At 69.1% G+C, this 24,558-nt stretch carries 19 protein-coding genes; 12 read left to right on the forward strand and 7 right to left on the reverse strand.

The annotated features are described in order from the left end of the window. The first annotated feature begins 2 nt into the window (after nt 1-2). The 4 genes from UU7_RS07050 to UU7_RS07065 all read left to right on the forward strand — a co-directional run bounded on the left by UU7_RS07050 (nt 3) and on the right by UU7_RS07065 (nt 8,013). Nucleotides 3-2,489 carry a TonB-dependent receptor gene (locus UU7_RS07050; protein WP_238530902.1) on the forward strand — a complete coding sequence of 829 codons (2,487 nt, stop codon included), beginning with the start codon at nt 3-5 and terminating at the stop codon, nt 2,487-2,489. 158 nt (nt 2,490-2,647) lie between these two features. Continuing rightward, nucleotides 2,648-4,057: a coniferyl aldehyde dehydrogenase gene (locus UU7_RS07055; protein ID WP_007806755.1), complete on the forward strand. Its 1,410-nt coding sequence runs from the start codon at nt 2,648-2,650 to the stop codon at nt 4,055-4,057. Nucleotides 4,058-4,150: 93 nt separating this feature from the next. Beyond that, nucleotides 4,151-4,444, forward strand: coding sequence for a YcgL domain-containing protein (locus UU7_RS07060; RefSeq protein WP_007806757.1), 294 nt, complete (start codon nt 4,151-4,153; stop codon nt 4,442-4,444). Nucleotides 4,445-4,578: 134 nt separating this feature from the next. Beyond that, complete coding sequence (locus tag UU7_RS07065; protein ID WP_007806758.1) at nt 4,579-8,013, forward strand: ankyrin repeat domain-containing protein; 3,435 nt, start codon at nt 4,579-4,581, stop codon at nt 8,011-8,013. 197 nt (nt 8,014-8,210) lie between these two features. Here UU7_RS07065 and UU7_RS07070 read toward each other — a convergent pair whose 3' ends face one another. From UU7_RS07070 to UU7_RS07090, 5 genes are all read right to left on the reverse strand, one after another. Beyond that, on the reverse strand, nt 8,211-10,046 hold the full coding sequence (locus tag UU7_RS07070) for a monovalent cation:proton antiporter-2 (CPA2) family protein (RefSeq protein ID WP_007806761.1): 1,836 nt from the start codon (nt 10,044-10,046) through the stop codon (nt 8,211-8,213). 149 nt (nt 10,047-10,195) lie between these two features. After that, nucleotides 10,196-12,391 carry a peptidyl-dipeptidase Dcp gene (gene dcp, locus UU7_RS07075; RefSeq protein ID WP_007806764.1) on the reverse strand — a complete coding sequence of 732 codons (2,196 nt, stop codon included), beginning with the start codon at nt 12,389-12,391 and terminating at the stop codon, nt 10,196-10,198. Nucleotides 12,392-12,673: 282 nt separating this feature from the next. After that, the gene (locus UU7_RS07080; RefSeq protein ID WP_007806766.1) at nt 12,674-13,021 is read right to left on the reverse strand and encodes a hypothetical protein; all 348 of its coding nucleotides are present in this window, start codon (nt 13,019-13,021) and stop codon (nt 12,674-12,676) included. Nucleotides 13,022-13,073: 52 nt separating this feature from the next. Continuing rightward, nucleotides 13,074-13,754, reverse strand: coding sequence for a dethiobiotin synthase (gene bioD / locus UU7_RS07085; RefSeq protein WP_007806767.1), 681 nt, complete (start codon nt 13,752-13,754; stop codon nt 13,074-13,076). Beyond that, nucleotides 13,751-14,434, reverse strand: a complete 684-nt coding sequence (locus tag UU7_RS07090; protein ID WP_007806769.1) for a TMEM175 family protein — start codon at nt 14,432-14,434, stop codon at nt 13,751-13,753. Before UU7_RS07090 ends, bioD begins: the two co-directional genes overlap by 4 nt. Nucleotides 14,435-14,495: 61 nt before the next feature. Between UU7_RS07090 and UU7_RS07095 the strand changes: the two genes are divergently transcribed. Beyond that, the gene (locus UU7_RS07095) at nt 14,496-14,987 is read left to right on the forward strand and encodes a GAF domain-containing protein (RefSeq protein ID WP_007806772.1); all 492 of its coding nucleotides are present in this window, start codon (nt 14,496-14,498) and stop codon (nt 14,985-14,987) included. A gap of 24 nt (nt 14,988-15,011) precedes the next feature. Here UU7_RS07095 and yihA read toward each other — a convergent pair whose 3' ends face one another. Next, entirely contained in the window at nt 15,012-15,671 is a 660-nt protein-coding gene (yihA, locus tag UU7_RS07100; protein WP_007806773.1) for a ribosome biogenesis GTP-binding protein YihA/YsxC, read from the reverse strand. Between the two features lie 164 nt (nt 15,672-15,835). Here yihA and UU7_RS07105 point away from each other — a divergent pair, with 164 nt between their 5' ends. The 5 genes from UU7_RS07105 (at nt 15,836) to UU7_RS07125 (ending at nt 19,566) form a co-directional block, all read left to right on the forward strand. Next, nucleotides 15,836-16,555 (forward strand): c-type cytochrome, encoded by a 720-nt coding sequence (locus UU7_RS07105; protein WP_007806776.1) that lies wholly within the window; start codon nt 15,836-15,838, stop codon nt 16,553-16,555. A 66-nt stretch (nt 16,556-16,621) separates the two neighbouring features. Then, nucleotides 16,622-17,524 (forward strand): thiol:disulfide interchange protein DsbA/DsbL, encoded by a 903-nt coding sequence (locus UU7_RS07110; protein WP_007806777.1) that lies wholly within the window; start codon nt 16,622-16,624, stop codon nt 17,522-17,524. 56 nt (nt 17,525-17,580) lie between these two features. Continuing rightward, nucleotides 17,581-18,231, forward strand: a complete 651-nt coding sequence (locus UU7_RS07115) for a thiol:disulfide interchange protein DsbA/DsbL (protein WP_007806779.1) — start codon at nt 17,581-17,583, stop codon at nt 18,229-18,231. Nucleotides 18,232-18,343: 112 nt separating this feature from the next. Continuing rightward, nucleotides 18,344-19,153 (forward strand): endonuclease/exonuclease/phosphatase family protein, encoded by an 810-nt coding sequence (locus tag UU7_RS07120; RefSeq protein ID WP_007806781.1) that lies wholly within the window; start codon nt 18,344-18,346, stop codon nt 19,151-19,153. After that, on the forward strand, nt 19,150-19,566 hold the full coding sequence (locus tag UU7_RS07125; protein WP_040673020.1) for a hypothetical protein: 417 nt from the start codon (nt 19,150-19,152) through the stop codon (nt 19,564-19,566). The genes UU7_RS07120 and UU7_RS07125 overlap by 4 nt, the downstream gene beginning before the upstream one ends. Here the strand turns inward: UU7_RS07125 and UU7_RS07130 are convergent. After that, nucleotides 19,480-21,075, reverse strand: a complete 1,596-nt coding sequence (locus UU7_RS07130; protein WP_007806787.1) for a glycoside hydrolase family 17 protein — start codon at nt 21,073-21,075, stop codon at nt 19,480-19,482. The genes UU7_RS07125 and UU7_RS07130 overlap by 87 nt on opposite strands. Before the next feature lie 415 nt (nt 21,076-21,490). Between UU7_RS07130 and UU7_RS07135 the strand changes: the two genes are divergently transcribed. Continuing rightward, a complete protein-coding gene (locus UU7_RS07135) occupies nt 21,491-23,536 on the forward strand; it encodes a transglycosylase SLT domain-containing protein (protein WP_007806789.1) in 2,046 nt (681 codons plus the stop codon). Between the two features lie 37 nt (nt 23,537-23,573). Next, entirely contained in the window at nt 23,574-24,512 is a 939-nt protein-coding gene (locus UU7_RS07140; RefSeq protein WP_007806791.1) for a complex I NDUFA9 subunit family protein, read from the forward strand. Nucleotides 24,513-24,558: the final 46 nt, after the last annotated feature.

Raw genomic sequence — 24,558 nt, forward strand, 5'->3', positions numbered from 1 at the left:
ACATGCGTCAACGCCCACTGTCGATCAGCCTGCGCAAACTGCTGTTCGGCGGCAGCACCCTGCTGTTGCTGTGCAGCCCGTCGCTGGCCTTCTGCGCCGATGCGCCGCCGCAGGATGCCGCCGCCAGCAACGCGCCGGCGAGCGACCCGGTCAAGGACGTCACCCAGCTCGGCAAGATCACGGTCACCGCGCAAAGCCGCTCGCAGGAAATGCAGGAAGTGCCGATCCCGCTGCAGATCGTCACCGCGCAGCAGATCGACACGCTGGCGGCTACCGACCTCAGCCGGATGGACATCTTCGTGCCCGGCCTGGTGGTCGGCGCCGACCAGCCGACCCAGCCGAGCTACCAGATGCGCGGCATCGAGACCAGCAACTTCGGCATCGGCACCGAGTCGGCCGTGGGCGTCTACGTCGATGGCGTCTATGCCGCCCGCTCCGGCGGCGCGCTGCTGGCGTTCAACGACATCGCCCGGATCGAGGTACTGAAGGGGCCGCAGGGCACGCTGTTCGGCCGCAATGCCGCCGCCGGCGCGATCTCGATCGTCACCAACGAGCCGACCGATCGCTTCGAGGGCAAGGCGCGCGTGCGCTTCGGCAACGACGGTCGCAAGTACGCCGACGCGCTGGTCAACGTACCGGTGAACCGCGACATGGCCGTGCGCATGAGCGTGCTGGACAATCGCAGCGACGGCTGGATCAAGGACGCCGCCACCGGCGAAAGCTACGGCAAGGACCACGACTGGGGCAGCCGCCTGGTGTGGCGCTGGAACGCCACGCCCGACACCCGCGTGCTGCTGGCGTGGGACCACGAACAACTCAAGCAGCCGCCGCAGCCGGCGATCGGGCTGATCGCGAAATCGGACTACGTGGCGCGCCCCGCCCCGTTCAACGACCAGGTCCCGCCGTTCCCGGCCGACCCGTCGAGCTACCTCGATCCGCGCCACGCACCGCTGTACAACGACACGGTGGACGCGGGCGAGAAGCGCCACTTCAACGGCGCCACGCTCACCGTCGACCATTCCTTCAACTGGGGCAGCCTCACCTCGACCACCGCCTGGCGTCACTTCAACACCTACAACCGCGGCGACTACGACGGGACCAACAATCGCGCCACCTATCTCGACACCGCCAACATCGAGAGCAACAACAGCTGGTACCAGGAGTTCAAGTTCGCCGGCACCGCCGGCATTGCCGACTGGGTCGCCGGCGTCAGCTACTACGACGAGCACGCGCGGCAGACCAGCCAGACCAACGTGTTCACCGACAGCGTCGATTCGCTGGCGATGAACGTGGGAGGTGCGGCGGCCACCGACACGTTCGCCTTCTACGAATCGTTGCTGCCGCTGGTCGGCTACGGGCAGTACCACCTGCTGGGAGATCCGTGGCGCGAACAGATCGACAACGTCGGACGCTTCAAGGCCTACGCCGCGTACGGCGACGTGATCTGGCACCTCACCGACCGGCTCAGCCTCACCACCGGCGCCCGCTTCACCCGCGACGAGAAGGAGTTCTCGTGGTTCAACCCGCCACGTCGGGCCGACGAGCTGGACGCGACGATCGACGCGCTGATGCCCCTGCTCAACCTGGTCGGCATCGACCCCGGCGTGTTCCAGCAGAACCTGATCTTCAACGCCGCCGGCGGCGCCCCGGTCAACGTGCTGGTGAAGGACAAGAACAGCTGGAACGACTTCAGCCCCCGCGTGGTGCTGGACTACAAGTTCACCCCCGACGTGATGGGTTACGCCTCGGTGACCAAGGGCTACAAGGCCGGCGGCTACAACAGCGTGCAGATCGGCTCGCGCTTCGACCCGGAGAAGGTGCTCAACTACGAGGCCGGCCTGAAGACCCTGTTCCCCGACCAGCACCTGCTGCTGAACGGCTCGGTCTACTACTACCGCTACGACAACAAGCAGTCGCTCACGCTCGATCCCAACAGCGCCGGCTCCGGCGTGCCGCGCTACCTGGTCAGCAGCACCGACCAGGAAGCCCACGGCCTGGAGTTCGAGGCGCAATGGCAACCGGTGGATGCGTTCAAGCTCAGCCTCACCGGCGCCTACATCGACGCGACCTACCGCCAGGCGGTGGCGCCGTCGGGCGCCGACCTGTCCGGCCAGCCCACCGGTGAACCGCTGTTCTCGTTCGCCAGCTCGCTGTCGTACACCTGGCAGGACGTGGCGGGCGGCGCGCTGGAGTTCGACCTGTCGCACGCCTACCGCGGCAAGTCGCGCTGCAACCGCGACTCGCAGTTGCAGGGCACCTGCCAGATCAGCCCGAACTTCGACACCGGCGTCGCCCAGCAACGCACCGACGCGCGGCTGGACTGGCATGCGGCCAACGACCAGTGGGGTGTCGCGCTGTACGCCAACAACGTGTTCAACAAGCGCTACGTGACCGGGGTGAACAATATCTCCACCAGCGTGTTCGGCACGCCGTTCGCCAGCATCACCCCGCCACGCGCCGTCGGCGTCGAACTGCGCGTGAAATTCTGAGAGTGTGATGTTTTCAACCTCGAAGTCCGGCCAGGGATGGCCGGACGCGGATCGGTCACGCAAGTGACTGATCCGCGTGAGCACGTCCGGGCACGTACCGGACCTGCGATAGAAGAAAGCGACAGGAAGTGGCTTTCTTCACAGACTCTGAGAAGCCCATGACCGAGAGCCAGCTGCTGACCGCCGACCTGCAACGCCTGCGCGATGCGCAGGCGCGCGAACCGATGCCGGGGTGGGCGCTGCGCGCGCAGCGCCTGCGCAAGCTGGAGACGATGCTGCGCGAGCAGCGCAAGGCTTTCGCCGCCGCGATCCACGCCGACTTCGGCCAGCGCCCGGTCGAGGAAACCGACCTGCTGGAGATCTTCCCCAGCCTGTCGGCAATCCGCCACGCGCTGGGCCACGGCCGGCGCTGGATGAAGCCGCGGCGGCGGCTGGCCGACTGGCTGTTCCTGCCCGCGCGCACCGAGCTGCGGCCGCAACCGCTGGGCGTGGTGGGCATCATCGTGCCGTGGAACTATCCGCTGTACCTGGCCGTCGGCCCGCTGGTCGACGCACTGGTGGCCGGCAATCGCGCGATGCTGAAGATGAGCGAGTTCACCCCGCGCTTCTCGGCGCTGTTCGCCGAGCAGATGTCCCGCTACTTCGCCGCCGACGAGGTGCTGGTGGTGAACGGCGACGCAGCAGTGGCGCAGGCGTTTTCCGCGCTGCCGTTCGACCACCTGCTGTTCACCGGATCCACCGCGGTGGGCCACCACGTGATGCGCGCGGCGTCCGCCAACCTCACTCCGGTGACGCTGGAACTGGGCGGCAAGTCGCCGGCGATCATCGGCCCCGGCGCGCGCTTCGAGCACGCGGTGGAGCGCATCGTGTTCGGCAAGCTGGTCAATGCGGGGCAGACCTGCATCGCGCCCGACTACGTGCTGCTGCCGCGCGCACGGATACCGGCATTCATCGAGGCCGCCGGCAAGGTGCTGGCGCAGATGTATCCCGCGCTGGGCCGGAACGGGCAGTACGCCAGCATCGTTTCCGATCGCCAGTACCAGCGCCTCACCGGCCTGCGCGATGACGCGCTGGCCGCCGGCGCGCAGGTGCACCGGCTCGGCGAGGCCGGCGAGGACGCCGCCAGCCGGCTGCTGCCGCCGCAATTGCTCACCGGCGTCACCGACGACATGGCGGTGATGCGCGAGGAGATCTTCGGCCCGCTGCTGCCGCTGGTGCCGTACGACCACCTGGACGACGCGATCGCCCACGTCCGCGCGCGGCCGCATCCGCTGGCCCTGTACCTGTTCGAGCACGACCAGGAGCTGGTCGACCGCGTGCTGGCGCGCACCCACGCCGGCGGTGTCAGCGTCAACGACACGCTGTACCACATCGCCCAGCACAAGCTGCCGTTCGGCGGCGTCGGCGCCTCGGGCATGGGCGGCTATCACGGCGAAGCGGGCTTCCGCACGTTCTCGCACCTGAAGCCGGTGTTCCGGCAGGCCCGCCTCAACGGCGCCGGCCTGCTCAACCCGCCGTACGGCGCGCGCTTCCGGCGCATGCTCGAGTTGTTGTTGAAGCGCGGTTGAACCGCGGGCCGCAACCGGGCACGCCCGGCTTGCGCACCTGCTACCCTCGATGCGATGCCGGGGCCGGCCCGGCACTTTCCGATGGGTCCTGCGATGCCATGTTTCGTCTACGCCAGCCTGCGCAAGGCTGGCAGCTACCTGTGGCTGGCCGAACGCGACGCGTTCGCCAGGCTGCCCGAGCCGCTGTTGCTGCTGCTGGGCGAACTGCGTTTCGTGATGGAAGTGCAGCTGGACGAACAGCGCAAGCTGCCGGTGGAAGACACCGCGCAGGTCCTCGCCCACCTGCGCGAGCAGGGCTGGCACCTGCAGGTGCCGCCCAATGAAACGCTGGCCGCGGCGAACCACCTGCCGTATACCCACTCCCCGCAGGATGACCGGGACGAGTGACGCGCCGACCTGCGCGAATTCCGTCGGCGTGCTCGCGCCGGCGGATTTCCCTCGGCAGACTTCCTTCGACGGATTTCCATCGGCATTAACACTTGGTTACCGTCTGCCCATCCAACGATTTCTATACTCCCTCCATGACCCAGCCCAAATCGCGTCGCCGCCCTCCCTTCCTGCAAGCCCTGGCCTGGTTCGTTCCCGGTTTGCTGGCGGTCTTCGTGGCCGGCCTGGTCAACCATCCGCTGACCCTGATTCCGCTGCTGGCCGCCAACGCGCTGACCCTGGCCGCGGTCTGCCATGCGATCGGCTTCGACCCGGAACCGCAGTTCATGCGCACCGTGCTGCGCCGTGGCGCCGCCCACCTGGTGATGTTCACCGGCTACACCGTGGCGGTGTTCGTGCTGGTGGCCTGGCCGATGATGCAGCTGACCCACGCGCCCAGCCTCAGCGGCGCCCTGCTGCTGGCGGCCGCCCTGGTGCTGGCGCTGGTCGCGCTGTGGCGGCTGTGGCCGGCGTTCGGGCTGGTGTTCCTGTGGGACGACGCCTATCCGAGCCAGCGTGATGGCTCGTGGATATTCACCGCCACCTTGCGCAGCGTCGCGTTCGGTCGCCACCTGTCGCGCGAGGAGCGCTTCTTCAGCCACTTCCTGCCGGTCGCGTTCTCGCTGCTGGTGCTGTCCTTCGGCGCGATCGCGCTGACCGGCCTGTACGGCGTGGTGCCCTCCGAGCCGCGCATCGCGGCGCTGGCCCTGTACGGCATCGTGCTGCTGCCGGCCGGCTGTCTGGTGATCGCCAACCGCACGCTGCGGGCGCTGCTGTGCGAGAGCCGGCATGCGCGCCGGCGGGCCGACCTGGCGCCGACCCCGGCGCCTCGCCCGGTCCTCACCGAGATCGAGCGCACTGCCGGCACCCCGGAACAGGCCGCTGCCCTGCTCGCCGCCACCCGCGACGGCGACATCGAGCGCGCGCTGGCACTGGTCGAGGTGGGTGCCGATCCGGACACCGCGCCCGCGGCCGACGATCGCGACCAGCGTCCGGTGCTGATGCTGGCCGCCTTGCTGCCTGATACCCGTTTGCTGCGCGCACTGATCGCCCGGGGCGCCGACGTCAATCGCGCCAGCGGCGGCATCACCCCGCTGCTGGCCGCCACCCGCGACAGCTGGCACGGCCGCGCCGAGGCGGTGCTGACCCTGCTGGCCAACGGCGCCAGCCCGCTGGTCACCGATGCCGAGGGCAACACCGCGCTGCACGGCGCGGTGCTCAGCGCCGACGCCGGCGTGGCCGCGATGCTGCTGGATGCCGCCGCACCGATCAACGCACTGAACCAGGCCGGCATCAGCCCGCTGGCCACCGCCTGTCGCGCGGCGAACTGGCCGCTGGCGAAGTTCCTGCTGGAGCACGGCGCCAAACCGGTCGTGCCCGATGGCGAGCCGGCCCTGGTCGCCGCCAGCGGCATCGCCGACGACGACGTCGAAGGGGTGAAGCTGCTGCTCAAGCACCGCGCCCCGGTGAATGCCTGCGATGCGCGCCACCGGCACGCCCTGCTCGGCGCCGCCGCCGAAGGCCACGAACAGATCGCCCGCGCGCTTTGCGCCGCCGGTGCCGACGTGAACCTGGTCGACCACCGCGGCAGCAGCGCGCTGATGGAAGCGGCCCGCGCCGGCGCCGGCGGCATCGTGCAATTGCTGGCCGAGGCGAAGGCCGACGCGGGCCTGCGCGACAACCACGGTCGCGACGCGCTGACCCTGGCCTGCCAGTCGCCGCACGCCGACGCCGGCACGATCAGCGCCCTGCTTGCCCTGGGCGCCGACCCGAAAGCACCGGCTGGCGACGGCCGCAGCGCGCTCGACCACGCCGCCGCCGCGGGACGCTGGGACCTGGTCGCCGTGCTCGATCCGGATACGCCGCTGCCGACCAGCCTCAGCCAGGACGTGCTGGCCGAAGGCGCCGACACCCCCGGGCACCTGCTCGATGCCTTGCGCTTCGGCCACTGGGCGATCGTCTCGGGCTTCGTTGCCCGCGTGCGCGAATGGCCGCAGGCCGAGCTGGCCCGCATGTATCTGGAGCTGGCCTCGCCCGGCCTGGGCGCGGCCCGCCGCTGGCTGCTCGAACACGGTCTGGCCGCCGAAGCGCGACTGGACGCACCGCAGATCGACGACGCCGACACCGGCGACACGCCACACCTGCCGCCGCTGGGCCAGCGCGTGTTCGATGCGCTGCTGCAGCGGTTGCCCGATGCCACCGAGGCACTCGACGACCTGCTGCAGGCCGGCGCCACGCCGGCCGGCGCCGGCCTGCTGGCGCAGGCGCTGCTGAACACGCACGGTGCGGCCCAGTCGGCCGCGCTGCCGCTGAAGATGCTCGAAGCGGGCGCCGATCCGTTCGGCCCCGACGCCCGGGCGCGCAGCCCGCTGCAGCTGGCCGCGGTGAACGATCAGCTGGAGTTGCTGCAGGCACTGCTGCAGCGGGGCTGCGATCCCAACGCCCGCGACCGCGACGGCCGCACGCCGCTGTTCGCCGCGCTGGAGCACGGCGCACAGGCGCTGCCGCTGGTGCGCGCGCTGATCGCCCACGGCGCCGACCCGGAAGCCACCGACGCCAACGGCGAGACCCCGCTGGGCCTGGCGCTGGAACATCCCGCGGTGGAACGCTGGCTGGACTGGCGCGACTGGGCGCGGCCGAATCGCGCGCTGCGCGCCAGTGACCTTCCCGCCGCCGCGCGCGCCGGCGCGCTGGCCAGCGTGCAGCGGCTGCTGGAACTGGGTTTTGCCGTGGACACCCTCGACGAACAGGGCGCCAGCGCCCTGCTGCATGCCTGTGGCGCCGGTCACCGCGAGATCGCCGCCTGCCTGCTGGACGCCAACGCCGATGCGACCCGCGCCGCCCGCAGCGGCGTGACTCCGCTGGCCGCCGCGGTCGCCGCGCGGCGCGAGTCGCTGGTGGCCCTGCTGCTGCAGCGCGAGGTCGCCGTCGACCAGCGCCTGCCGAACGACGCCACCGCACTGATGGCGGCGGCGGCGATGGGTTATCCGGAGATCGCCGAACAGCTGCTCGATGCGGGCGCCGACATCAAGGCGGTCGACAACGCCGGGCGCAGCGCGCTGCACGCGGCGGCGCAGTTCGGCTTCGAGCACAACGACAGCCTGCGCGCGCGGCGCCTGTTCGACGTGCTGCTCAAGCGCGGCGCCGACATCAACCACGCCGACCACGAAGGCAAGACGCCGCTGCTGCTGTTGCTCGGCGCCCAGCTGCGGCCGGGCAGCAGCTGCGACGCCACCCACATCGGGGCGCTGGTGCCGCTGCTGCTGGATGCCGGCGCCCAGGTCGGCCACGCCGACCAGCGCGGCGTCACCGCGCTGCACGCCTGTGCGATGCACGCCTTGCTGCCGCCCGCCCGGGTACTGCTGTCGCGCGGTGCCGACCGCAACGCGGCCGACGCATTCGGACGCAGCGCGGCGGACGTGGCCAGGCAACTCGGTTATGTGGACATCGCCCACGAGCTGGCCGCGCGCAGCAGCGCGATCCCCAGCGTGCGGCAGACCCTGCGCCAGCCCGCCCAGCCGGCCGACTGAGAGGTTGTGAGTTTTTCAACCTCTCAGGTCGGCCAGGCACGGCCGACCGCGGATCGGGCACGTCGGTGCCTGATCCGCGTGAGCGAGTCCGGGCGTGTACCGGACTCGCGATAGAAGAAAACCACAGGACGTGGTTTTCTTCACAGGCACTGAGGCGCGGTCGCGCCCATCGGCGCGGCCATCGCCCGATCAGCGTTTCACTCTTCCCCGGTCAGCGGAATGCCGGCATCGCGCTCGCGCACACGTTCGGCCTCGGGCGAGGCATCGGCCTCGAACAGGCGTTCCAGGTCGGCCAGCGCCTCGCGCGTGGTCTGCACCAGCTTGGTCTCGTCGTCGTAGACCAAGTATTGCGCCTTGATCAGCTCCGCATCCTGGCGCCGGAAACGTTCCACCCGGTCGACCGCCTGCTCCGGCGTGAGGCCCAGCGCGACCAGGGCCTGCTTGGTCATCTTCAGGCTCGAATACAGCGTCTCGCGCACCGGCTCGTCGACGCCCAGGTCCATCAGCCGCCACACGTGCTGGCGGTTGCGCGCCCGCGCGATGATCTTCAGGTGCGGATACTGCCGGCGCACCACCCGCGCCACGCGCAGGCTCGACTCGGGGTCGTCGCTGGCCAGCACGAACACCTCGGCCTTGTCCGCCTGCGCGGCACGCAGCAGCTCCGGCCGGGCCGGATCGCCGTAGAAAATGTCGGTGACGTTGCCAAAGCGCTGGATCAGGTCCATCTGCTCCACCGAGTGGTCGAGCGCCACGAACGGAATGCTCTGCGCGCGCAGCACGCGGGCCACGATCTGACCCATGCGGCCATAGCCGGCGATGATCACCCGCGGCACGTGCGTGTCGATGGTGTCGTAGGCGCGCGTGGGCTTCTTCGCCTTGCCGCCGAGCAACCGCGACAGCACGGCAACCAGCAGTGGCGTCAACGCCATCGACAGCGAGATCGCCAGCACCAGCAGGTTGTGCTGCGGGCCGTTGAGCAGTTGCTGCTCCTGCGCCAGCTTCAGCACCACGAATGCAAACTCGCCGCCGCAGGCCAGCAGCACCGCCAGCCGCAACGCCTCGGCGCGATCCAGCCCGCCGACCAGGCGGCCCAGCGGCCACAGCAACGCGCCCTTCAGCAGCATCAGGGTGAGCACCACCGCCAGTACGTGCAGCGGCTGATGCAGCAGCAGCGACAGATCCATCGACATGCCGACGCTGATGAAGAACAGGCCCAGCAGCAGCCCCTTGAACGGTTCGAGATGCGATTCCAGGTCGTGCCGGTATTCGGAATCAGCCAGCAGCACGCCGGCCAGGAAGGCGCCCAGCGTGGCGGACACGCCAGCCAGCTCCATCAGCCAGGCGGTACCCATCACCACCAGCAGCGCGGTGGCGGTGGAGACCTCCACCGCATCGGCCTTGGCCACGAAGCGGAACACCGGGCGCAACAGGTAACGGCCACCGACCACCACCGCCACGATCACGCCGATCGTGCGCATGGTGCCGGTCAGGTCCACGCCATGGCGGGCGGAGGCCGTGGCCAGCAACGGCACCATCGCGATCAGCGGGATCGCCGCCAGGTCCTGGAACAGCAGGATCGCGAACGCCTGGCGTCCGTAGGCCGAGCCGACTTCCTTGCGCTCGGCGAGGATCTGCAGGCCGAACGCGGTGGACGACAGCGCCAGGCTGCCGCCCGCGATCACCGCCGTCTTGCCGGGCAGGCCTTCCAGGAAATACGCCACCGCCGCGATCACCACGCTGCTGGCCAGCACCTGCAACAGGCCGGTGCCGAACACCGAGCGGCGCATCACCCACAGCCGTTGCGGCGACAATTCCAGGCCGATCACGAACAGCATCAGCACGATGCCGAATTCGGAAATCGTGCTGACCCCGGCGGTATCGCCGACCAGCCCGAGCAATTGCGGCCCGATCACCACGCCGGCCAGCAGGTAGCCCAGCACCGACCCCAGCCGGAAGCGCTTGGTCAGCGGCACCGCGATCACCGTGGCCAGCAGGAACACCAGCGCGGTCTGCAGGTAGTGGTGGTTGTCCAAGCGCGTGCGGCTCCGGTCGGGGAGGTTCGATTATTCCACGCGAAGGCCGGCCGCACCCGCTGCCGGTGCGGTTTCACATCGCAGTTTCCGAAAACGATCAGGCCCGCTTGCGGCGGGCCTGATCTTCCAGCGCGGAATGCTGCAACGGCTTACTTCTTCGGCGCGTCCTTCAAGCCGCGGTTTTCCAGCATCGGCTCGATCTGCGGGTCCTGGCCGCGCCAGTCCCTGTACATCTTGGCCAGTTCCTCGGTGTTGCCCCGCGACAGCACCATGGCGCGGAAGCGGTCGCCGTTCTCGCGGGTCAGGCCGCCGTGTTCCTTGAAGCCCACGAAGGCGTCGTCGGCCAGCATCTCGGTCCACAGGTAGGCGTAGTAGCCGGCGGCGTAGCCGTTGCCCCAGATGTGCTGGAAGTAGCTGGAGCGGTAGCGCGGCGGCACGTAGCCGAGGTCGATGCCGTCCTTCTTCAGCGCGGCGGCTTCGAACTTGTCGGCGTCCTGCAGCGGCGCGTCGGCGCCCAGCATGTGCCAGTTCATGTCCAGCAGCGCGGCCGAGACCAGCTCGGTCATGTTGTAGCCGGAGTTGAACTTGCCGGCCTTCGTCATCTTGTCGACCAGCGCCTTGGGCATCGGCTCGCCGGTCTGGTAGTTCTTCGCGTAGTGGGCGAACACCTTCGGATCGGTGGCCCAGTGCTCGTTGAACTGCGAGGGGAACTCGACGAAGTCGCGCGCGGTGTTGGTGCCGGACAGGGTCGGGTACTGCTCGTCGGCGAAAATGCCGTGCAGGGCGTGGCCGAACTCGTGGAACATGGTGATCACGTCATCGAACGACAGCAGCGCCGGCTGGCCCGCGGCCGGCTTGCTGAAGTTGCCCACGTTGTAGATCACCGGCTTGGTGCCCAGCAGTTTCGACTGGGTGACCAGGTTGTCCATCCAGGCGCCGCCGTTCTTGTTGTCGCGCTTGAAGTAGTCGCAGTAGAACAGCGCCATCGAGCTGCCATCCTTGTCGAACACCTCGAACACGCGCACGTCCGGCTGGTACACCGGGATGTCCTTGCGCTCCTTGAAGGTCAGCCCGTACAGCTGGTTGGCCGCGTAGAACACGCCGTTCTGCAGCACGTTGTCCAGTTCGAAGTACGGCTTGATCTGGTTTTCGTCGAGGTCGTACTTCGCCTTGCGCACCTGCTCGGCGTAGAAGTTCCAGTCCCACGGCTGCAGCTTGAAGCCGCCGTGCTGCTGGTCGATCACCGCCTGGATGTCGGCCGCCTCCACCTTGGCGCGGCCGGTGACGGCGGGCACCAGGTCCTGCATGAACTTCAGCGCGGTTTCCGGCGTCTTCGCCATCTGGTCGTCGAGCTTCCACGCGGCATAGCTGGGGAAGCCGAGCAGCTTCGCCTGTTCGGCGCGGATCTGCGCCAGCCGCTCGATGGTCTTGCGGGTGTCGTTCGCGTCGCCCTGCTCGGCACGGTTCCACGAGGCCTCGAACAGCGCCTGGCGGGTGGCGCGGTCGGTGAGGTCCTGCAGCTCCGGCTGCTGGGTGGTGTTCTGCAGCGACAGCACGTACTTGCCGTCCTGCTTGCGGTCCTTGCCGGCCTGGCTGGCGGCGGCCAGTTCGGCATCGGACAGGCCGGCCAGCTTCGCCTTGTCGGCGATCACCGGCGCGGCGTCCTTCGTTGCGGCCAGCAGCTTGTTGGTGAACGCGGTGCTCAGCGTGGACTCTTCCTTGTTGAGTTCCTTCAGCTTCGCCTTGTCGGCGTCGGACAGCTTGGCGCCGGCGTGCACGAAGTTCCGGTAGACCACCTCGACCAGGCGCGCCGATTCGGGGTCGAGCTTGAGCGTGTCGCGCTGGTCGTAGACCGTCTGCACGCGCTGGAACAGCTTGCTGTCAAGATAGATCGCGTCCTCGTGCGCGGCCAGCTTCGGCGCTTCGTCTTCCTGCACTTTCTGCAGCGCGTCGTCGGTGTTGGCACCGGTGACGGCGTTGAAGGCGGTCATCACCCGGCTCAGCATGGCGCCGGATTTCTCCATCGCCACGTAGGTGTTCTCGAAGGTGGGCGCTTCGGGGTTGTTCGCGATCTTCTCGATCTCGGCCATGTGCTGCTTCATGCCCTCTTCGATCGCGGGCTGGTAGTCGGCGTCATGGATCTTGTCGAACGGCGGCGCCTGGAACGGCAGCGTGCTGGCGCTGTAGAACGGGTTGCTGGTCATGTCGGTGGCCGCCGGCGCGGCGCTGCTGGTGCTGACGGCGGAAGCGGCCGGCGCGGGTGGGTTGGCGGCGCCTTCCGGCTGCTGCGAGCAGGCGGCCAGGGCCATCGTGGTGGCGATCACAATCGTGCGCAGTCGAAGCATCGGGTTCCCCAGGAGTGGTGCGCCCGGCATCGGGCACGGAAGTCTGACCGCCGACTGTAGGAGCGTGGACGGTAGAAACACAAGCGGCTGCGGCGGCGTGGTTTTGGCCAGCTTTTCCGCTCCTTTTCGTCGAATGGCTACGGCTGTTCGCCTCGAACGATCGAAAAACCTGACTCAGGACCGCGTTGCCTCGCTCACCTGGTTTGTACCGCCCACGCTCCTGGCGAGATGGCGGCCCGTTTCCAGACGGTGACGCCGTGAGGCGGCGCAGAATCCTGCGACTCAGGCGGCGCGCAGGTCGCGCAACTGCCAGGCGCCGCCGATCAGCAGGTACAGCCGATGGCGCACCACGCTCATCGGCAGATCGGTGATCAGGTCCACCTCGGTGTGCAGGTCGACCACCCGCGCGTCCACCTGCGCGGCCGGGTCGGTGGCGCCGAGACTGTCGTCGACCGCGTCCGGATCGGGCTGCGCCGCGCGCCAGCGCCGGAACAGCTCGTCGCTGCGCAAGGCTTGCTGCAGGGTGCTGGCGAAACCGTCCGGGCCGGCGCCATCCCACGAGAAACGCGGATCGTCGCCCCGTGCGTGGACGATGTCGGCGATCGAAAGGTAGTAGTGGTTGCGGGCCATGGTCACTCCGGCGTGGGAAACGTGCGCCATCCGAACACATCGGATGTGAAGCTCAGTCCAAGGCGGCCACGGCGGCGGCCAGGCAGCCCGCGGCCTGCGCCGGCGCCACGCCGTGCGGCAGCACGCCCAGGCACGGCGCGGGCAGCAACGCGCGCAGCGTGTCCAGATTTTCTTCCGGCGCGTCCATCGACGGGTCCACCCGGTTGCCGATCCAGCCCAGCAGGTGGCAGCCGTCGGCCACGACTGCCCGGGCGCTGAGCAGGGCGTGGTTGAGGCAGCCCAGGCGCAGGCCCACCACCAGGATCACCGGCAACTGCCATTGCCTGGCGATGTCCGAGGCCGACAGGCCGGGCGCCAGCGGCACCAGCCAGCCGCCCACGCCCTCCACCACCACCGTCGAGTGCCGCGCGGCCAGTTGCTCGAACGCGGCGCGCAGCGGCGCCAGGGTGATCGTCACGCCGTCGTGGGCGGCAGCAAGATGCGGCGACAGCGGGTCGCGCAGCGCCACCGGATTGACCAGCGCGTACGGCAACCCCGCATCAGCACCCGCCGCCAGCAACGCCAGCGCATCGTCGTTGCGCAGGCCTTGCGGGGTTTCCACGCAACCGCTGGCGACCGGCTTCATGCCGCAGGCGTCACGGCCGGCCGCGCGCAAGGCATGCAGCAGGGTGCAGGCGGCGTGGGTCTTGCCGATGCCGGTGTCGGTGCCGGCGATGAACACCGTCGTCGTCATGCCTGCGCGTAGCGCCGGTTGAACTGGTTCACCACCGGGCCGATCAGGAACAGCAGCGAGTACATCAGGCCGGGGACCGACCACATCCAGCCGGGCACCGACAACGGCATCAGCAGGGCGACCAGCGCCGAGGCCAGGCCGATCGCCGCCGGCACGATCCAGATCCGCATCTCGCGGCGTGCGTCCAGGTTGTCCAGACCGTGCCGGGCGGCGACCCTGGCCGCATCGGAGAACAGCAGGGCCAGGGTGCCGGCCATGCAGGCGTAGGCCAGCCCGTAGCAGACGAACAGCGTGCGCATGTCGGCCGGCCCGCTCACCGTGAAATCACCGGGCAGGTAGCCGCCGCTGATCGAGGAGAACACCCCTGAGAACACCATGTGCAGCGGATAGACGAAGATCATCGCGAAGAACACCAGCAGCAGCGACAGCCAGCGCCCGCTGGCGCCCGCGCCGAGGCAACGCTTGCGCCAGCGCACGTGGCCATGCCAGAAGAACGCGATCTGGAAGAAGCACACGGCAAACGCGGGGATGCCGCCCAGCGCGTGCAGCAACTTGCCGGTGCTGTCGGGAATCGATTCGCCGCCGATCAGCAGCAAGGTGAGGATGAACGCGAACGCGCCATCCACGAACATGTCCAGGCGCCCCGCCTCGATCCCTTCGCGCTGCTCGGTCAGACTCATCTGGCATCCCCCGTGATGGTGGCTCGGCGCATAATACGGGCTTTGCCGCGGGACGCATCGCATGTTCGACCTGAAAGCCCAGACCTACGCCAGCAAGCGCGAGCACTACGCCGACCTGGTGCAGCAGGCGCGCGGCATCCTGGCCGGCGAGCGCGACCTGATCGCCAACGCGGCCAATTTCGGCGCACTGGTCTATCACAGCCTGGCGCAGGTGAACTGGGCAGGCTTCTACCTGTACGACGGCCATGAACTCGTGGTGGGTCCGTTCCAGGGCAAACCCGCGTGCATCCGCATCGCGCTGGGCCGGGGCGTCTGCGGCACCGCTGCGCAGACCCGCGAAACCCAGCTGGTGCGCGACGTCAACGCGTTCGCCGGGCACATCGCCTGCGACGCCGCCTCGCAATCGGAAATCGTGGTGCCGCTGGTCAAGGCCGACGGCAGCCTGCTCGGCGTGTGGGATGTCGACAGCCCGGTCACCGACCGCTTCGACGAAGACGACCGCGCCGGCATGGAAGCGCTCTGCGCGGTGTTCATGGCATCCGTGCAGGGCTGAAACCCTGGTCGCGGCCGTGGCGGCTCAGCGCTCGCGGCCCTGATGTGCGCCTTCGCGCGGCTGCGCCAGCAAGTCCATCACCGCCTGCCGCGCCTCCTCCACCCCGGTGCCGGCCGACGAAGAAAACACCTGGGCGGTGGCGGACAGGTTTTCGGCGGCGAACTGCCTGCGCAACGCGGCCAGTGCCTGCGCCGCCTGGCCGCGCGAGATCTTGTCCGCCTTGGTCAGCAGCACGTGGCACGGCAGCTGGGTGTCAAAACAGAACTGCAGCATCAGCCGGTCGAATTCCTTCAGCGGATGGCGGATGTCGACGATCAGCACCAGCCCGCGCAGGCTGCGGCGCTGGTGCAGGTAGGCGTCGATCTCCTGCTTCCAGTGCTCGCGCATGTCCAGCGGCACCTTGGCGTAGCCGTAACCGGGCAGGTCGATCAGGCGCAGGTCGGGGGTCGGTCGCTCCTGCGCATCCCGGTGCGGCGGCAGGCTGAAAGCCACCATCTGCTGGGTGCGCCCCGGCGTCTTCGAGGTGCGGGCCAGGCCCTTGTGGTTGGTCAGTGCGTTCAACGCGCTGGACTTGCCCGCGTTGGAGCGGCCGGCGAAGGCGACTTCCGCGCCCTGGTCGGCGGGAAGCTGGCTGATGCGATGGGCGGCGAGCACGAATTGCGCGCCCTGGAGGGGATTGGACATGAGGATGGTTTGACCAAGCTGGGGTGGCGCAGGGATAATTCTTCGGTTTCTGCCTGTTGCGGGCCGCGTGGCCGCGATCGCTGGCAGTGTTTGCAAGTCTCTCGGGAGTCAAGTGTATGAGTTTTCGGTCCGCTGGTTTTCGGCCCGCTGTTCTCGGGTCCGCCATGGCCCTCGTGTTCGCGCTGTCCGCCAGCGCCGCGATGGCCCAAGATGCCAAGCCGGAGACCGCGGCCCCCGCTGCCGCAAGCACTGCCGCCGCGGCGCCTGCGGCACCGGCCGTCGCCGCTGCTGAAGCCCCGGCCAAGCCGGGTGACGCCACCGCGGGCCAGGCCAAGGCCGCCGTCTGCGGCGCCTGCCACGGCATGGACGGCAACTCCGCCGATGCGCAGTACCCGAAACTGGCCGGCCAGAGCGAGCAGTACATCGTTCGCCAGCTGACCAGCTTCAAGGCCGGCAAGCGCCAGAACCCGATCATGATGGGCATGGCCGCGCCGCTGTCGACCCAGGACATGCATGACGTGGGTGCCTACTTCTCCAGCAAGACGGCGCTGCCGGGCGTGGCCGACCAGGCCCTGGTCGAGCATGGCCAGACGCTGTTCCGCCAGGGCGATTCGACCCGTGGCATTCCGGCCTGCATGGCGTGCCACAGCATCGACGGTCGCGGCAACCCGGGCGCGATGTATCCGCAGCTGACCAGCCAGCACGCACAGTACATCGAGGCGACGCTGAAGTCCTGGCACGACGGCACCACCTGGGGTGACGACGCGCATGCGCAGATCATGCCGGCGATCGCCAAGCAGCTGACCCCCGACGACATCGCCGCCCTGGCCAGCTACATCGAAGGCCTGCACAGCGCCGACAGCCAGCCTGCCGCCACTCCCTGATCGAACCCGCGCCGACCATCAAGTGTCGGCGCGCTGGTTTTTCGCGCCCCACTTTCGAGGTCTGCCATGTTGAAGCGTCTGCCGTTCCTGTGTGCCGCCCTGCTCGCGCTCGCCGCCTGCAGCCATGACAGCAACAGCGATAACAGCGCCGCCGAGGCAACCGCTCCGGCCGTCACCAGCACGGCCCCTGCCGCCACGGCGCCGGCCGGCACCGTGAGCAGCCCCGCCACCGCCTCCACCGCCGCTGCCGCCAGCACCGCCGCCGCACCGGCCGGCAGCGCAAGCGTCGCGCCGACCGAGGCTCCCGCCGACACGGCGAAGCCGGCGGTGGCCGCCGCGCCGTTCGTGGACACCGGCAAGTGGGTCGAAGGCAAGAACTACTTCCGCATCGATCCGGCGCAGCCGACCAGCCATCCGGGCAAGATCGAGGTGACCGAGGTGTTCTCCTACGGCTGCCCGGCCTGCAACGCTTTCCATTCCACCGTCGACCGCATCGCCAAGAGCCTGCCGTCGGACGCGGTGATGAACTACCTGGCCGCCTCCTTCCGTCCTGACGAAAACTGGCCGATGTACCAGCGCGCGTTCTACACCGCGCAGGCGCTGGGCGTGGTCGACAAGAGCCACGACGCGATGTACGACGCGGTGTGGAAGAGCAAGGAGCTGTCGACCTACAACGCCACCTCCAGCGGACTGAAGCCGCAGGAGGCGTGGCCCACGATCGAGGATGCGGCGAAGTTCTACGCCAAGTACGGTGTCGACCCGAAGGAGTTCGTCGCCGTCGCCAACTCGTTCAGCGTCAACACCCAGATGAAGCGCGCCGACGACCTGATGAAGGCCTACGGCGTGGAAAGCACGCCGACCATGATCGTCAACGGCAAGTACCGCTTCACCGCGGGTGACGCGGGCGGCTACGCGCAGTCGATCGAGCTGACCCTGTGGCTGGTGTCGAAGGAAGCGGCTGGCAAGTAAGCGCTTCGGTTAAGCTGGTCAGCCGGCATCCCCACCGCATTCGAGCGAAGAAACCCATGTTCCAGCGATTCGCCTGTTCCCGCGTCCTGATCCTGCTTGCCGGCCTGCTGCTGGCCACCGCCTGTACCGCGAAATCCGGCGCGGTGGACCCGTACACCGACGGCACCGAGTACGTCACCCTGCCCGCCCCGCACCAGCGCTACAGCAGCGAGGGCAAGGTGGAGGTGGTCGAGGTGTTCTCGTATGGCTGCATCCATTGCGCCCACTTCGCGCCGGTGGCCGACGCGCTGGCCAGACAGTTCCCCAAGGGCGTGGAGTTCAAGCTGGTGCCGGCGCCGTTCAGCGCGGAATGGGTGCCATTTGCCCGGGCGTTCTACGCAGCCAAGCAGCTGGGCGTGCTGGATCGCACGCACCTGGCCCTGTTCCAGGCCAAGTTCGAGCAGCACTACCCGATCAACTCGATGGACGAGCTGGCCGATTTCTACGCACGCGCTGGCGTCGATCGCGCCGCGTTCATGCGGGCGGCCACGTCGACCCAGACCACCGACCAGATGAAGAGCGATCTCGCCCTGATCCAGAAGTGGCAGGTCGACGGCACGCCGACCATCGTGATCAACGGCAAGTACCGCGTCGCCGCGGTGCACTCCTACGACGAGATGGTCGCCGTCACGCAGTGGCTGGTGAAGCGCGAGCTGGCCGGCAAGTAGTTGCCGCCCTTCCGGCGGCTGGCGTGGCGTTCACACCGGATGGATCATGCTCGCCGCCAGTTCGACGCATGAGCTCATGCGCCGGCTTTCCCTTTTCGCGTAGCGGCCCGCCATGACTCGCGCCTCCGTTTCAACCGCCCCTGCCGAGCGTCACCTGCGCCTGCTGAGCTGCAACATCCTGGCCGGCGCCAGCGTGCAGCGCTATCGCCAGTACGTGACCCGCAGCCTCAGTGCGGTGCTGCCCGGACGCAGCAAGATGGACAACCTCGACCGGCTCGCCGAAGTGCTGGCGCAGTTCGACGTGGTCGGCCTGCAGGAAGCCGATGCAGGCAGCCTGCGTTCGGGCTTCCTCAACCAGACCCGCTACCTCGCCGAAACCTCCGGCCTGCCGTTCTGGAGCCACCAGCCCAACCGGGCGATGGCCAGGCTGGCGCATTCGGCGAACGGTCTGATCAGCCGGCTCGAACCGCATTCGGTGACCGACTACCCGCTGCCCAGCCGTATCCCGGGCCGCGGCGCCCTGCTGGCCCAGTTCGGCGAAGGCGACAACGCGCTGGCGGTGATGGTCGCCCACCTGTCGCTGAGCGCGCAGGCGCGTGCCCGCCAGCTCGGCTTCATCGCCGAGTTGCTGCAGGATTTCCCTCATGCGGTGCTGATGGGCGATCTCAACGCCGAGCCCGGCAGCGCCGAGATGAAACAACTTTTCACCAAGTCCACGCTGCAGCCGCCAGCCCAGCCCACGCCCACCTTCCCCAGCTGGAAGCCGCGGCGGGCGCTGGATCACATCCTCACCTCGCCGGCGATCACGCTGGAGAAAACCTGGGCCTTGCCGCAGGCATTCTCCGATCACCTGCCGCTGGCGGCGGAGATCCGCCTGCCGGCGCACGTCGGCGGCAAGGCCTCGGCGAAGCGCAGTCGATGACCTCGAACCGATGGCGACTGGCCTGGCCATGGCTGGCCCTGCTGCTGGTGGCGCTGCTCGGCGCGTGGTTGCGCTATGGCGTGGTCGAGCCCGGCTCGATGGCGCAGCAGTGCGGCGCCGGCCACGCGCCGTGGTGGTGCCCGTGGCGGCAGCGGCTGGTGCTGGGTTTCCTGCACAACGTGTATGGCATCGCGGCACTGATCGCGACCGCGTCGGCGTTGTTGTGGAAGCGCCGGTGGCTGGCCTGGCTGGCCGCCGCCCTGGGCATCGTGGCGCTGCAGCTGTACTGCTTCGAGAGCGGCGCGCTGGCTGCGCTGGTCGGTTGCCTACGCCTGCTCAGGTTGCAGGCGGACGGCCTGCCGCCACGCCGACCAGACCGGCGCGGCCAGCAGCAGGTTCATACCCAGCCATAACCACGCCACCGGAGTCAGCCCCGCCTCCTGCCACAGCACCGCCGCCGCCAGCAGTGGCAGCAGGCAGGCCAGGAAGCGCTCCTCCAGCAACGGCATCAGCGGCGCGCGACGATCGGACAGCCAGCCGAGCAGCGCGTAGCCGGCACAGGGCAACAGGAACAGGCCCAGCGGAAAATCCCGATAGCGCCCGTCGACCACCAGCAACAGGCCGTAGAAGGCCAGCGCGAACAACCAGCCCAGTCGCCACCACGGCCGCGGCAGCGGCGCCGCCGCCCCGCACAGGCGCGCGGCGATCCAGTGCGCCAGGCGCAGCGCGGCAAGCAGCGCCAGTGCGCACGCGCCCAGCGACACCGTCCACTCCCATGCGTCGCGACAGGCGTACCACATCTGGCGGAACTGCCAGGCCAGCGCGCCACCGCTGGCCGCGCCGGCCAGCATCAGGGCCAGCCAGCCACGCGCGCCGCGCCAGCGACGCCGCCACGCACCGACCAGCAGGAACACGCCGGCACCGGCCACGCCGGCCAGCCAGCCCGCCCACCAGTGCGGCTCTTCCACCACCGGCCCCTGCATCGCGAACTTCGGTCGTGCCTGCGCATCGAAGATGCCCCAGTAGCCGCCCACGGTGCCTTCCTGGGCGCGTTTCCACGGCTGGTCGAACGCTTCGATCACGTTGTACGGCATGTGTACGGTGGCCGCGTAGCGCAGGAACTCGCGCAGGTAGCGGGCCTCGTTGACCACGCTGGCGCTGGCCGCCTGGCGCGGGCGGCCCGCGCTGGGCCAGCCGGTCTCGCCGATCATCACGGCGCGGCCGGGAAACGCCTGCTGCACCTTCGCGTAGACGTCGGCCACGTGCCGCACCGCCCGCTCGGGTGACACCGGCTGGTCTTCCCAGTACGGCAGGATGTGGATGGTCAGGTAGTCGACCGAGCCGGCCAGCTCGGGATGGCGCAGCCAGAACTCCCACACGTCGGCATAGGTCACCGGCACCGTGACCGCCTGGCGCACCTGTTTCAGATAGACGGCCAACTGGCTGACCGGCAGATCGCCACGCAACAGCACCTCGTTGCCCACGATCACCCCGCGCAGCACCTGCGGATACCTGTTTGCGGTGGCGATGCCCAGTCGCACCTGTTCGGCGTTCGCCTTCGCGTCGCCGCCCAGCCAGATGCCCATCAGCACCTTCATGCCATGGCGTTCGGCGATCGCCGGCACTTCGCTCAGGCCCTGCCCTTGCGAATACGTGCGCACGCAATCGAAGCGTTGCGACAACGCGGCAAGATCGGCATCGATGCGCTCGGCGCTGATGTGCGCCGTCGGGTCCAGTGGCGTCTCGCCAGCACGACGAAACGGCGCATACGACACGCAGGCGATGCGCGCCGACGGCGCATCCGGCAAGGCCACGGGTCGACCGATCGCCCACCACCACCATGCGGCGGCCAGTGCCATCACCACCAGCGCGAGCCATGCCGGCCAGACGCGACGGAAAACAGGCGAAGCAGCTGGCGACATGCCGATCCCGGTAAAGGCGTGGAGGAAGCGCGACAGCTTAAGGGAACGCTGATCAAGTATCACCACCGTCACCCACCCTCTCTGTTCGCAGACCACAGGGCCGTCGCCTCGACAGACTGGCCGTCTGTCGAGGCGACGGACCGAAGGTATGCGGACAGAGAGGGTGGGCCTCAACTTCTTGAATTTGAAATGATGAGGTGATGACTGGAAGGCCTCCAGCCGATGCCGCGCAGCTTGGCAAGACGGCCAGTCTTGCCGGCGCCACGCAACATCACCTGCGAGCCTTCCAGTCATCATGACGGCGGCGATACTTGGTCAGCGTTGCCTTAACAGGGCCCACCACGCACTCACCGGATGGCGACAAGTCGAAACGGGCCATCCACTACACTGGCTGCGATCCACCGCAGGAGTTGTCATGTTTTCTTTCGCTTCGTCGCGGCGCGTGCCGCTGGCCTGGCTGGCGCTGGCCGGCGCCTGGCTGCTCACCGGCTCGACCGCACTGGCCGCCACGCCCGATGCCGCGCAGCGCGTCGCCTTCAAGCAGGCGTATGCCGTCGCCCAGCAGGGCGGCGACGGCTGGCGCCAGCTTGCCGGCAACCTGCACGACTATCCCTTGTATCCCTACCTGGCTGCGGCGGCGCTGCAACACGACATCCAGCAGGTCGACCGCGCCACGGTGGAAGCCTATCTCGCGCAGTATCCGGACTGGATACCCGCGGCCGACCTGCGCCGCGCGTTCCTGCTGGAGCTGGCGCGCCGGCAGGACTGGAGCGGCTTTCTTGCGCTGTACCAGCCCGGCCTCGGCGACACGCTCAGCTGCGACGCGCTGCAGGCGAAACTCGCCGGCGGCGGCAAGCTGGATTTCCAGCGCGACCTGGCCGAACTGTGGACCCGCGCCAACCTGCCCGGCGCCTGCGATCCGGTGCTCGACGCCGCGCACGACCAGGGCCTGCTCACCGACGCACGGCTGTGGACACGGATCGATCGCGCGGCCGACGCCGGCCAGGCCGGCACCATCGCCAGCCTGGCCAGCTGGCTGCCTGCCAGCGAACAGCCCGCTGCGCAGCAACTGGCCACCGCGCTGCGTGATCCGGCTGCCGCAATCGCTGACGCGACGAACTGGCCCGACGGTACGCGCCAGCGCCACGCCGTCACGCTGGCGCTGACCCGGCTGGCCCGACGCCAGAGCGACAGCGCCGACGCCGCGTGGCAGCAGCTGCAATCGCGCTTCACGCTGAGCGAGGCCCAGCGCAACCGCATCCTGCAGACCCTGGCGCTGTTCCGCGCCACCGACTTCGACGACGATGCCCTGGCCCGGCTGATCGCGCTGCCCGCCGCCGCGCAGACCGACAGCACCCGCGAATGGCGCGTGCGCGTGGCGCTGGCCCGGCAGGACTGGAGCGCGGCGCTGGCGGGCATCGACGCGATGCCTGCCAGCCAGCAGCAGGATGGCGAATGGCAATACTTCCGCGGCCGCGCGCTGGCCGCGCTGGGCCGCGCCGACGAAGCCCGGCGGCAGTTCGCCGAGCAGGCCGACCAGCCGACCTTCTTCGGCTTCATGTCGGCGGACCGGCTCGACCAGCCGTACGCGATCTGCCCGCTGACCCTGGCCGACGACCCGCAGCGCGAACAGCAGCTGCTGGCGATGCCGGGGCTGGTGCGCGCGTTCGAGCTGTACGCGGTGGACCTGCCGAAACTGGCCCGGCGCGAATGGACACGCGCCCTGCAGGGCAGCGACGTGGCCACGCAGAGGATCGCCGCCGACATGGCCAACCGCCGCGGCTGGTACGACCGCGCCGTATTCACCCTGAGCAGCGGCGATGCCCTGCGCCTGTATGACCTGCGCTTCCCGCTGGCCAGCCAGGACGGCCTGGTGCCGCAGGCCGAGCAGGCCGGCATCGAACCGGCCTGGGCCTACGGCATCCTGCGGGCGGAAAGCGCATGGATGAGCGACGCGCATTCCGGCGCCGATGCACGCGGCCTGATGCAGTTGCTGCCGGAGACCGCGGCGCGGGTGGCCAGTCGCAACGGACTGGACTGGGCCGGCGGCGACAGCCTGTACGACCCGGCCACCAACATCGCGCTGGGCACGCGCTACCTGGCGCAGATGGCGGCTCGCTTCAACGGCTCGCCGTGGCTGGCCAGCACCGCCTACAACGCCGGCCCGAACAAGGTCGACCAGTGGCTGGCCGCCCGCGGTACCCTGCCCACCGACCTGTTCGTGGCCAGCATTCCGTACAAGGAAACCCGCGAATACGTGGCCCGCGTAATGGCCTTCAGCGTGATCTACGACTGGCGTCTGGACGGCCATTCGGTGGTGCCGCTGGCCACCCGCATGGATGCGATCGGCCAACCGTACAGCCTGCCCGGCAATGGCACGCCACGCCGCAAAGTAAGCTGCCCGGCGCCGACTACCACGCCGACAACGGCACCGGCCGGCGCCGCCAGCGTTTCTCGCTGACCGATCTCCACACCTGTTCAAGCAAGGAACGCCGCCCATGGCCGCACAGCAACTCGTCATCCTCGGCGGCACCGGTTTCGTCGGCCAGCAGCTGGTCCCGCGACTGGCTGCCGACGGCCATCGCATCGTGCTGCTCAGCCGTGATCGCGAGCGGCACCGCGCACTCGCCGTGCTGCCGGGCGTGAGCGTCCGCAACGCCGACATCTACGATGACGCCGTGCTGCGTCGCCAACTGGCAGGGGCCGATGCAGCCATCAACCTGGTCGGCATACTCAACCAGGGTGGTCGGCACAGCTTTCAGCGCACCCACGTCGAGCTGACCCGACGGCTGATCGCCGCCTGCCACGACAGCGGCGTCGGACGCCTGCACCAGATGAGTTCGCTGAAGGCCGGCCAAGGCCTGTCGCAATACCTGAAGACGCGCGGCGAAGCCGAGGCCCTGGTCAGGACGTCCGCGCTGGACTGGACGATCTACCAGCCCAGCGTGATCTTCGGCCGCGGTGACGGACTGGTCAGCCGCTTCGCCGCGCTGCTGCGAAACATGCCGGCGCTGCCGCTGGCACGGGCGCAGTCGCGCCTGGCGCCGACCTGGGTCGGTGACGTGGCGGAGGCGATCGCCCGTTGCGTGAACCACGAGCGCCTGGGCCGGCAGTGCAGCTTCGAGCTGTATGGCCCCGACGTGCTCAGCCTGGGCGAGATCGTGCGCTGCATCCGCGACGCCGCGGGCCTGCACACGCCGATCATCGCCCTGCCCGACAGCCTCGGTCAGTTGCAGGCGCAGTTCGCCGAACTGTTGCCGGGAAAGCCGTTCTCGCTGGACAACTTCCGTTCGCTGCGCACCGATTCGGTGGGCAAGGTGGATGGCTACGCCATTCTCGGCATCACGCCCCAGCCGCTGGCACCATGGCTGCCGGTGTTGCTGGGCGAACCGGCGCGGCAACGCCGGCTGGCCGCGGCGCGTTCGCTGCGGCGCTGAGGGATGTTCGACTTCCCGGCTCGGCCAGGCATGGTCGACCGCGATG

Origin of the sequence: Rhodanobacter spathiphylli B39, assembly GCF_000264295.1 — a bacterium.
Taxonomy (GTDB): domain Bacteria; phylum Pseudomonadota; class Gammaproteobacteria; order Xanthomonadales; family Rhodanobacteraceae; genus Rhodanobacter; species Rhodanobacter spathiphylli.

Coding starts and splice junctions, on each gene's coding strand:
- UU7_RS07050 (WP_238530902.1), top strand. CDS start 3: ATGCGTCAACGCCCACTGTCGATCAGCCTGCGCAAACTGCTGTTCGGC.
- UU7_RS07055 (WP_007806755.1), top strand. CDS start 2,648: ATGACCGAGAGCCAGCTGCTGACCGCCGACCTGCAACGCCTGCGCGAT.
- UU7_RS07060 (WP_007806757.1), top strand. CDS start 4,151: ATGCCATGTTTCGTCTACGCCAGCCTGCGCAAGGCTGGCAGCTACCTG.
- UU7_RS07065 (WP_007806758.1), top strand. CDS start 4,579: ATGACCCAGCCCAAATCGCGTCGCCGCCCTCCCTTCCTGCAAGCCCTG.
- dcp (WP_007806764.1), bottom strand. CDS start 12,391: ATGCTTCGACTGCGCACGATTGTGATCGCCACCACGATGGCCCTGGCC.
- UU7_RS07080 (WP_007806766.1), bottom strand. CDS start 13,021: ATGGCCCGCAACCACTACTACCTTTCGATCGCCGACATCGTCCACGCA.
- bioD (WP_007806767.1), bottom strand. CDS start 13,754: ATGACGACGACGGTGTTCATCGCCGGCACCGACACCGGCATCGGCAAG.
- UU7_RS07090 (WP_007806769.1), bottom strand. CDS start 14,434: ATGAGTCTGACCGAGCAGCGCGAAGGGATCGAGGCGGGGCGCCTGGAC.
- UU7_RS07095 (WP_007806772.1), top strand. CDS start 14,496: ATGTTCGACCTGAAAGCCCAGACCTACGCCAGCAAGCGCGAGCACTAC.
- yihA (WP_007806773.1), bottom strand. CDS start 15,671: ATGTCCAATCCCCTCCAGGGCGCGCAATTCGTGCTCGCCGCCCATCGC.
- UU7_RS07105 (WP_007806776.1), top strand. CDS start 15,836: ATGGCCCTCGTGTTCGCGCTGTCCGCCAGCGCCGCGATGGCCCAAGAT.
- UU7_RS07110 (WP_007806777.1), top strand. CDS start 16,622: ATGTTGAAGCGTCTGCCGTTCCTGTGTGCCGCCCTGCTCGCGCTCGCC.
- UU7_RS07115 (WP_007806779.1), top strand. CDS start 17,581: ATGTTCCAGCGATTCGCCTGTTCCCGCGTCCTGATCCTGCTTGCCGGC.
- UU7_RS07120 (WP_007806781.1), top strand. CDS start 18,344: ATGACTCGCGCCTCCGTTTCAACCGCCCCTGCCGAGCGTCACCTGCGC.
- UU7_RS07125 (WP_040673020.1), top strand. CDS start 19,150: ATGACCTCGAACCGATGGCGACTGGCCTGGCCATGGCTGGCCCTGCTG.
- UU7_RS07130 (WP_007806787.1), bottom strand. CDS start 21,075: ATGTCGCCAGCTGCTTCGCCTGTTTTCCGTCGCGTCTGGCCGGCATGG.
- UU7_RS07135 (WP_007806789.1), top strand. CDS start 21,491: ATGTTTTCTTTCGCTTCGTCGCGGCGCGTGCCGCTGGCCTGGCTGGCG.
- UU7_RS07140 (WP_007806791.1), top strand. CDS start 23,574: ATGGCCGCACAGCAACTCGTCATCCTCGGCGGCACCGGTTTCGTCGGC.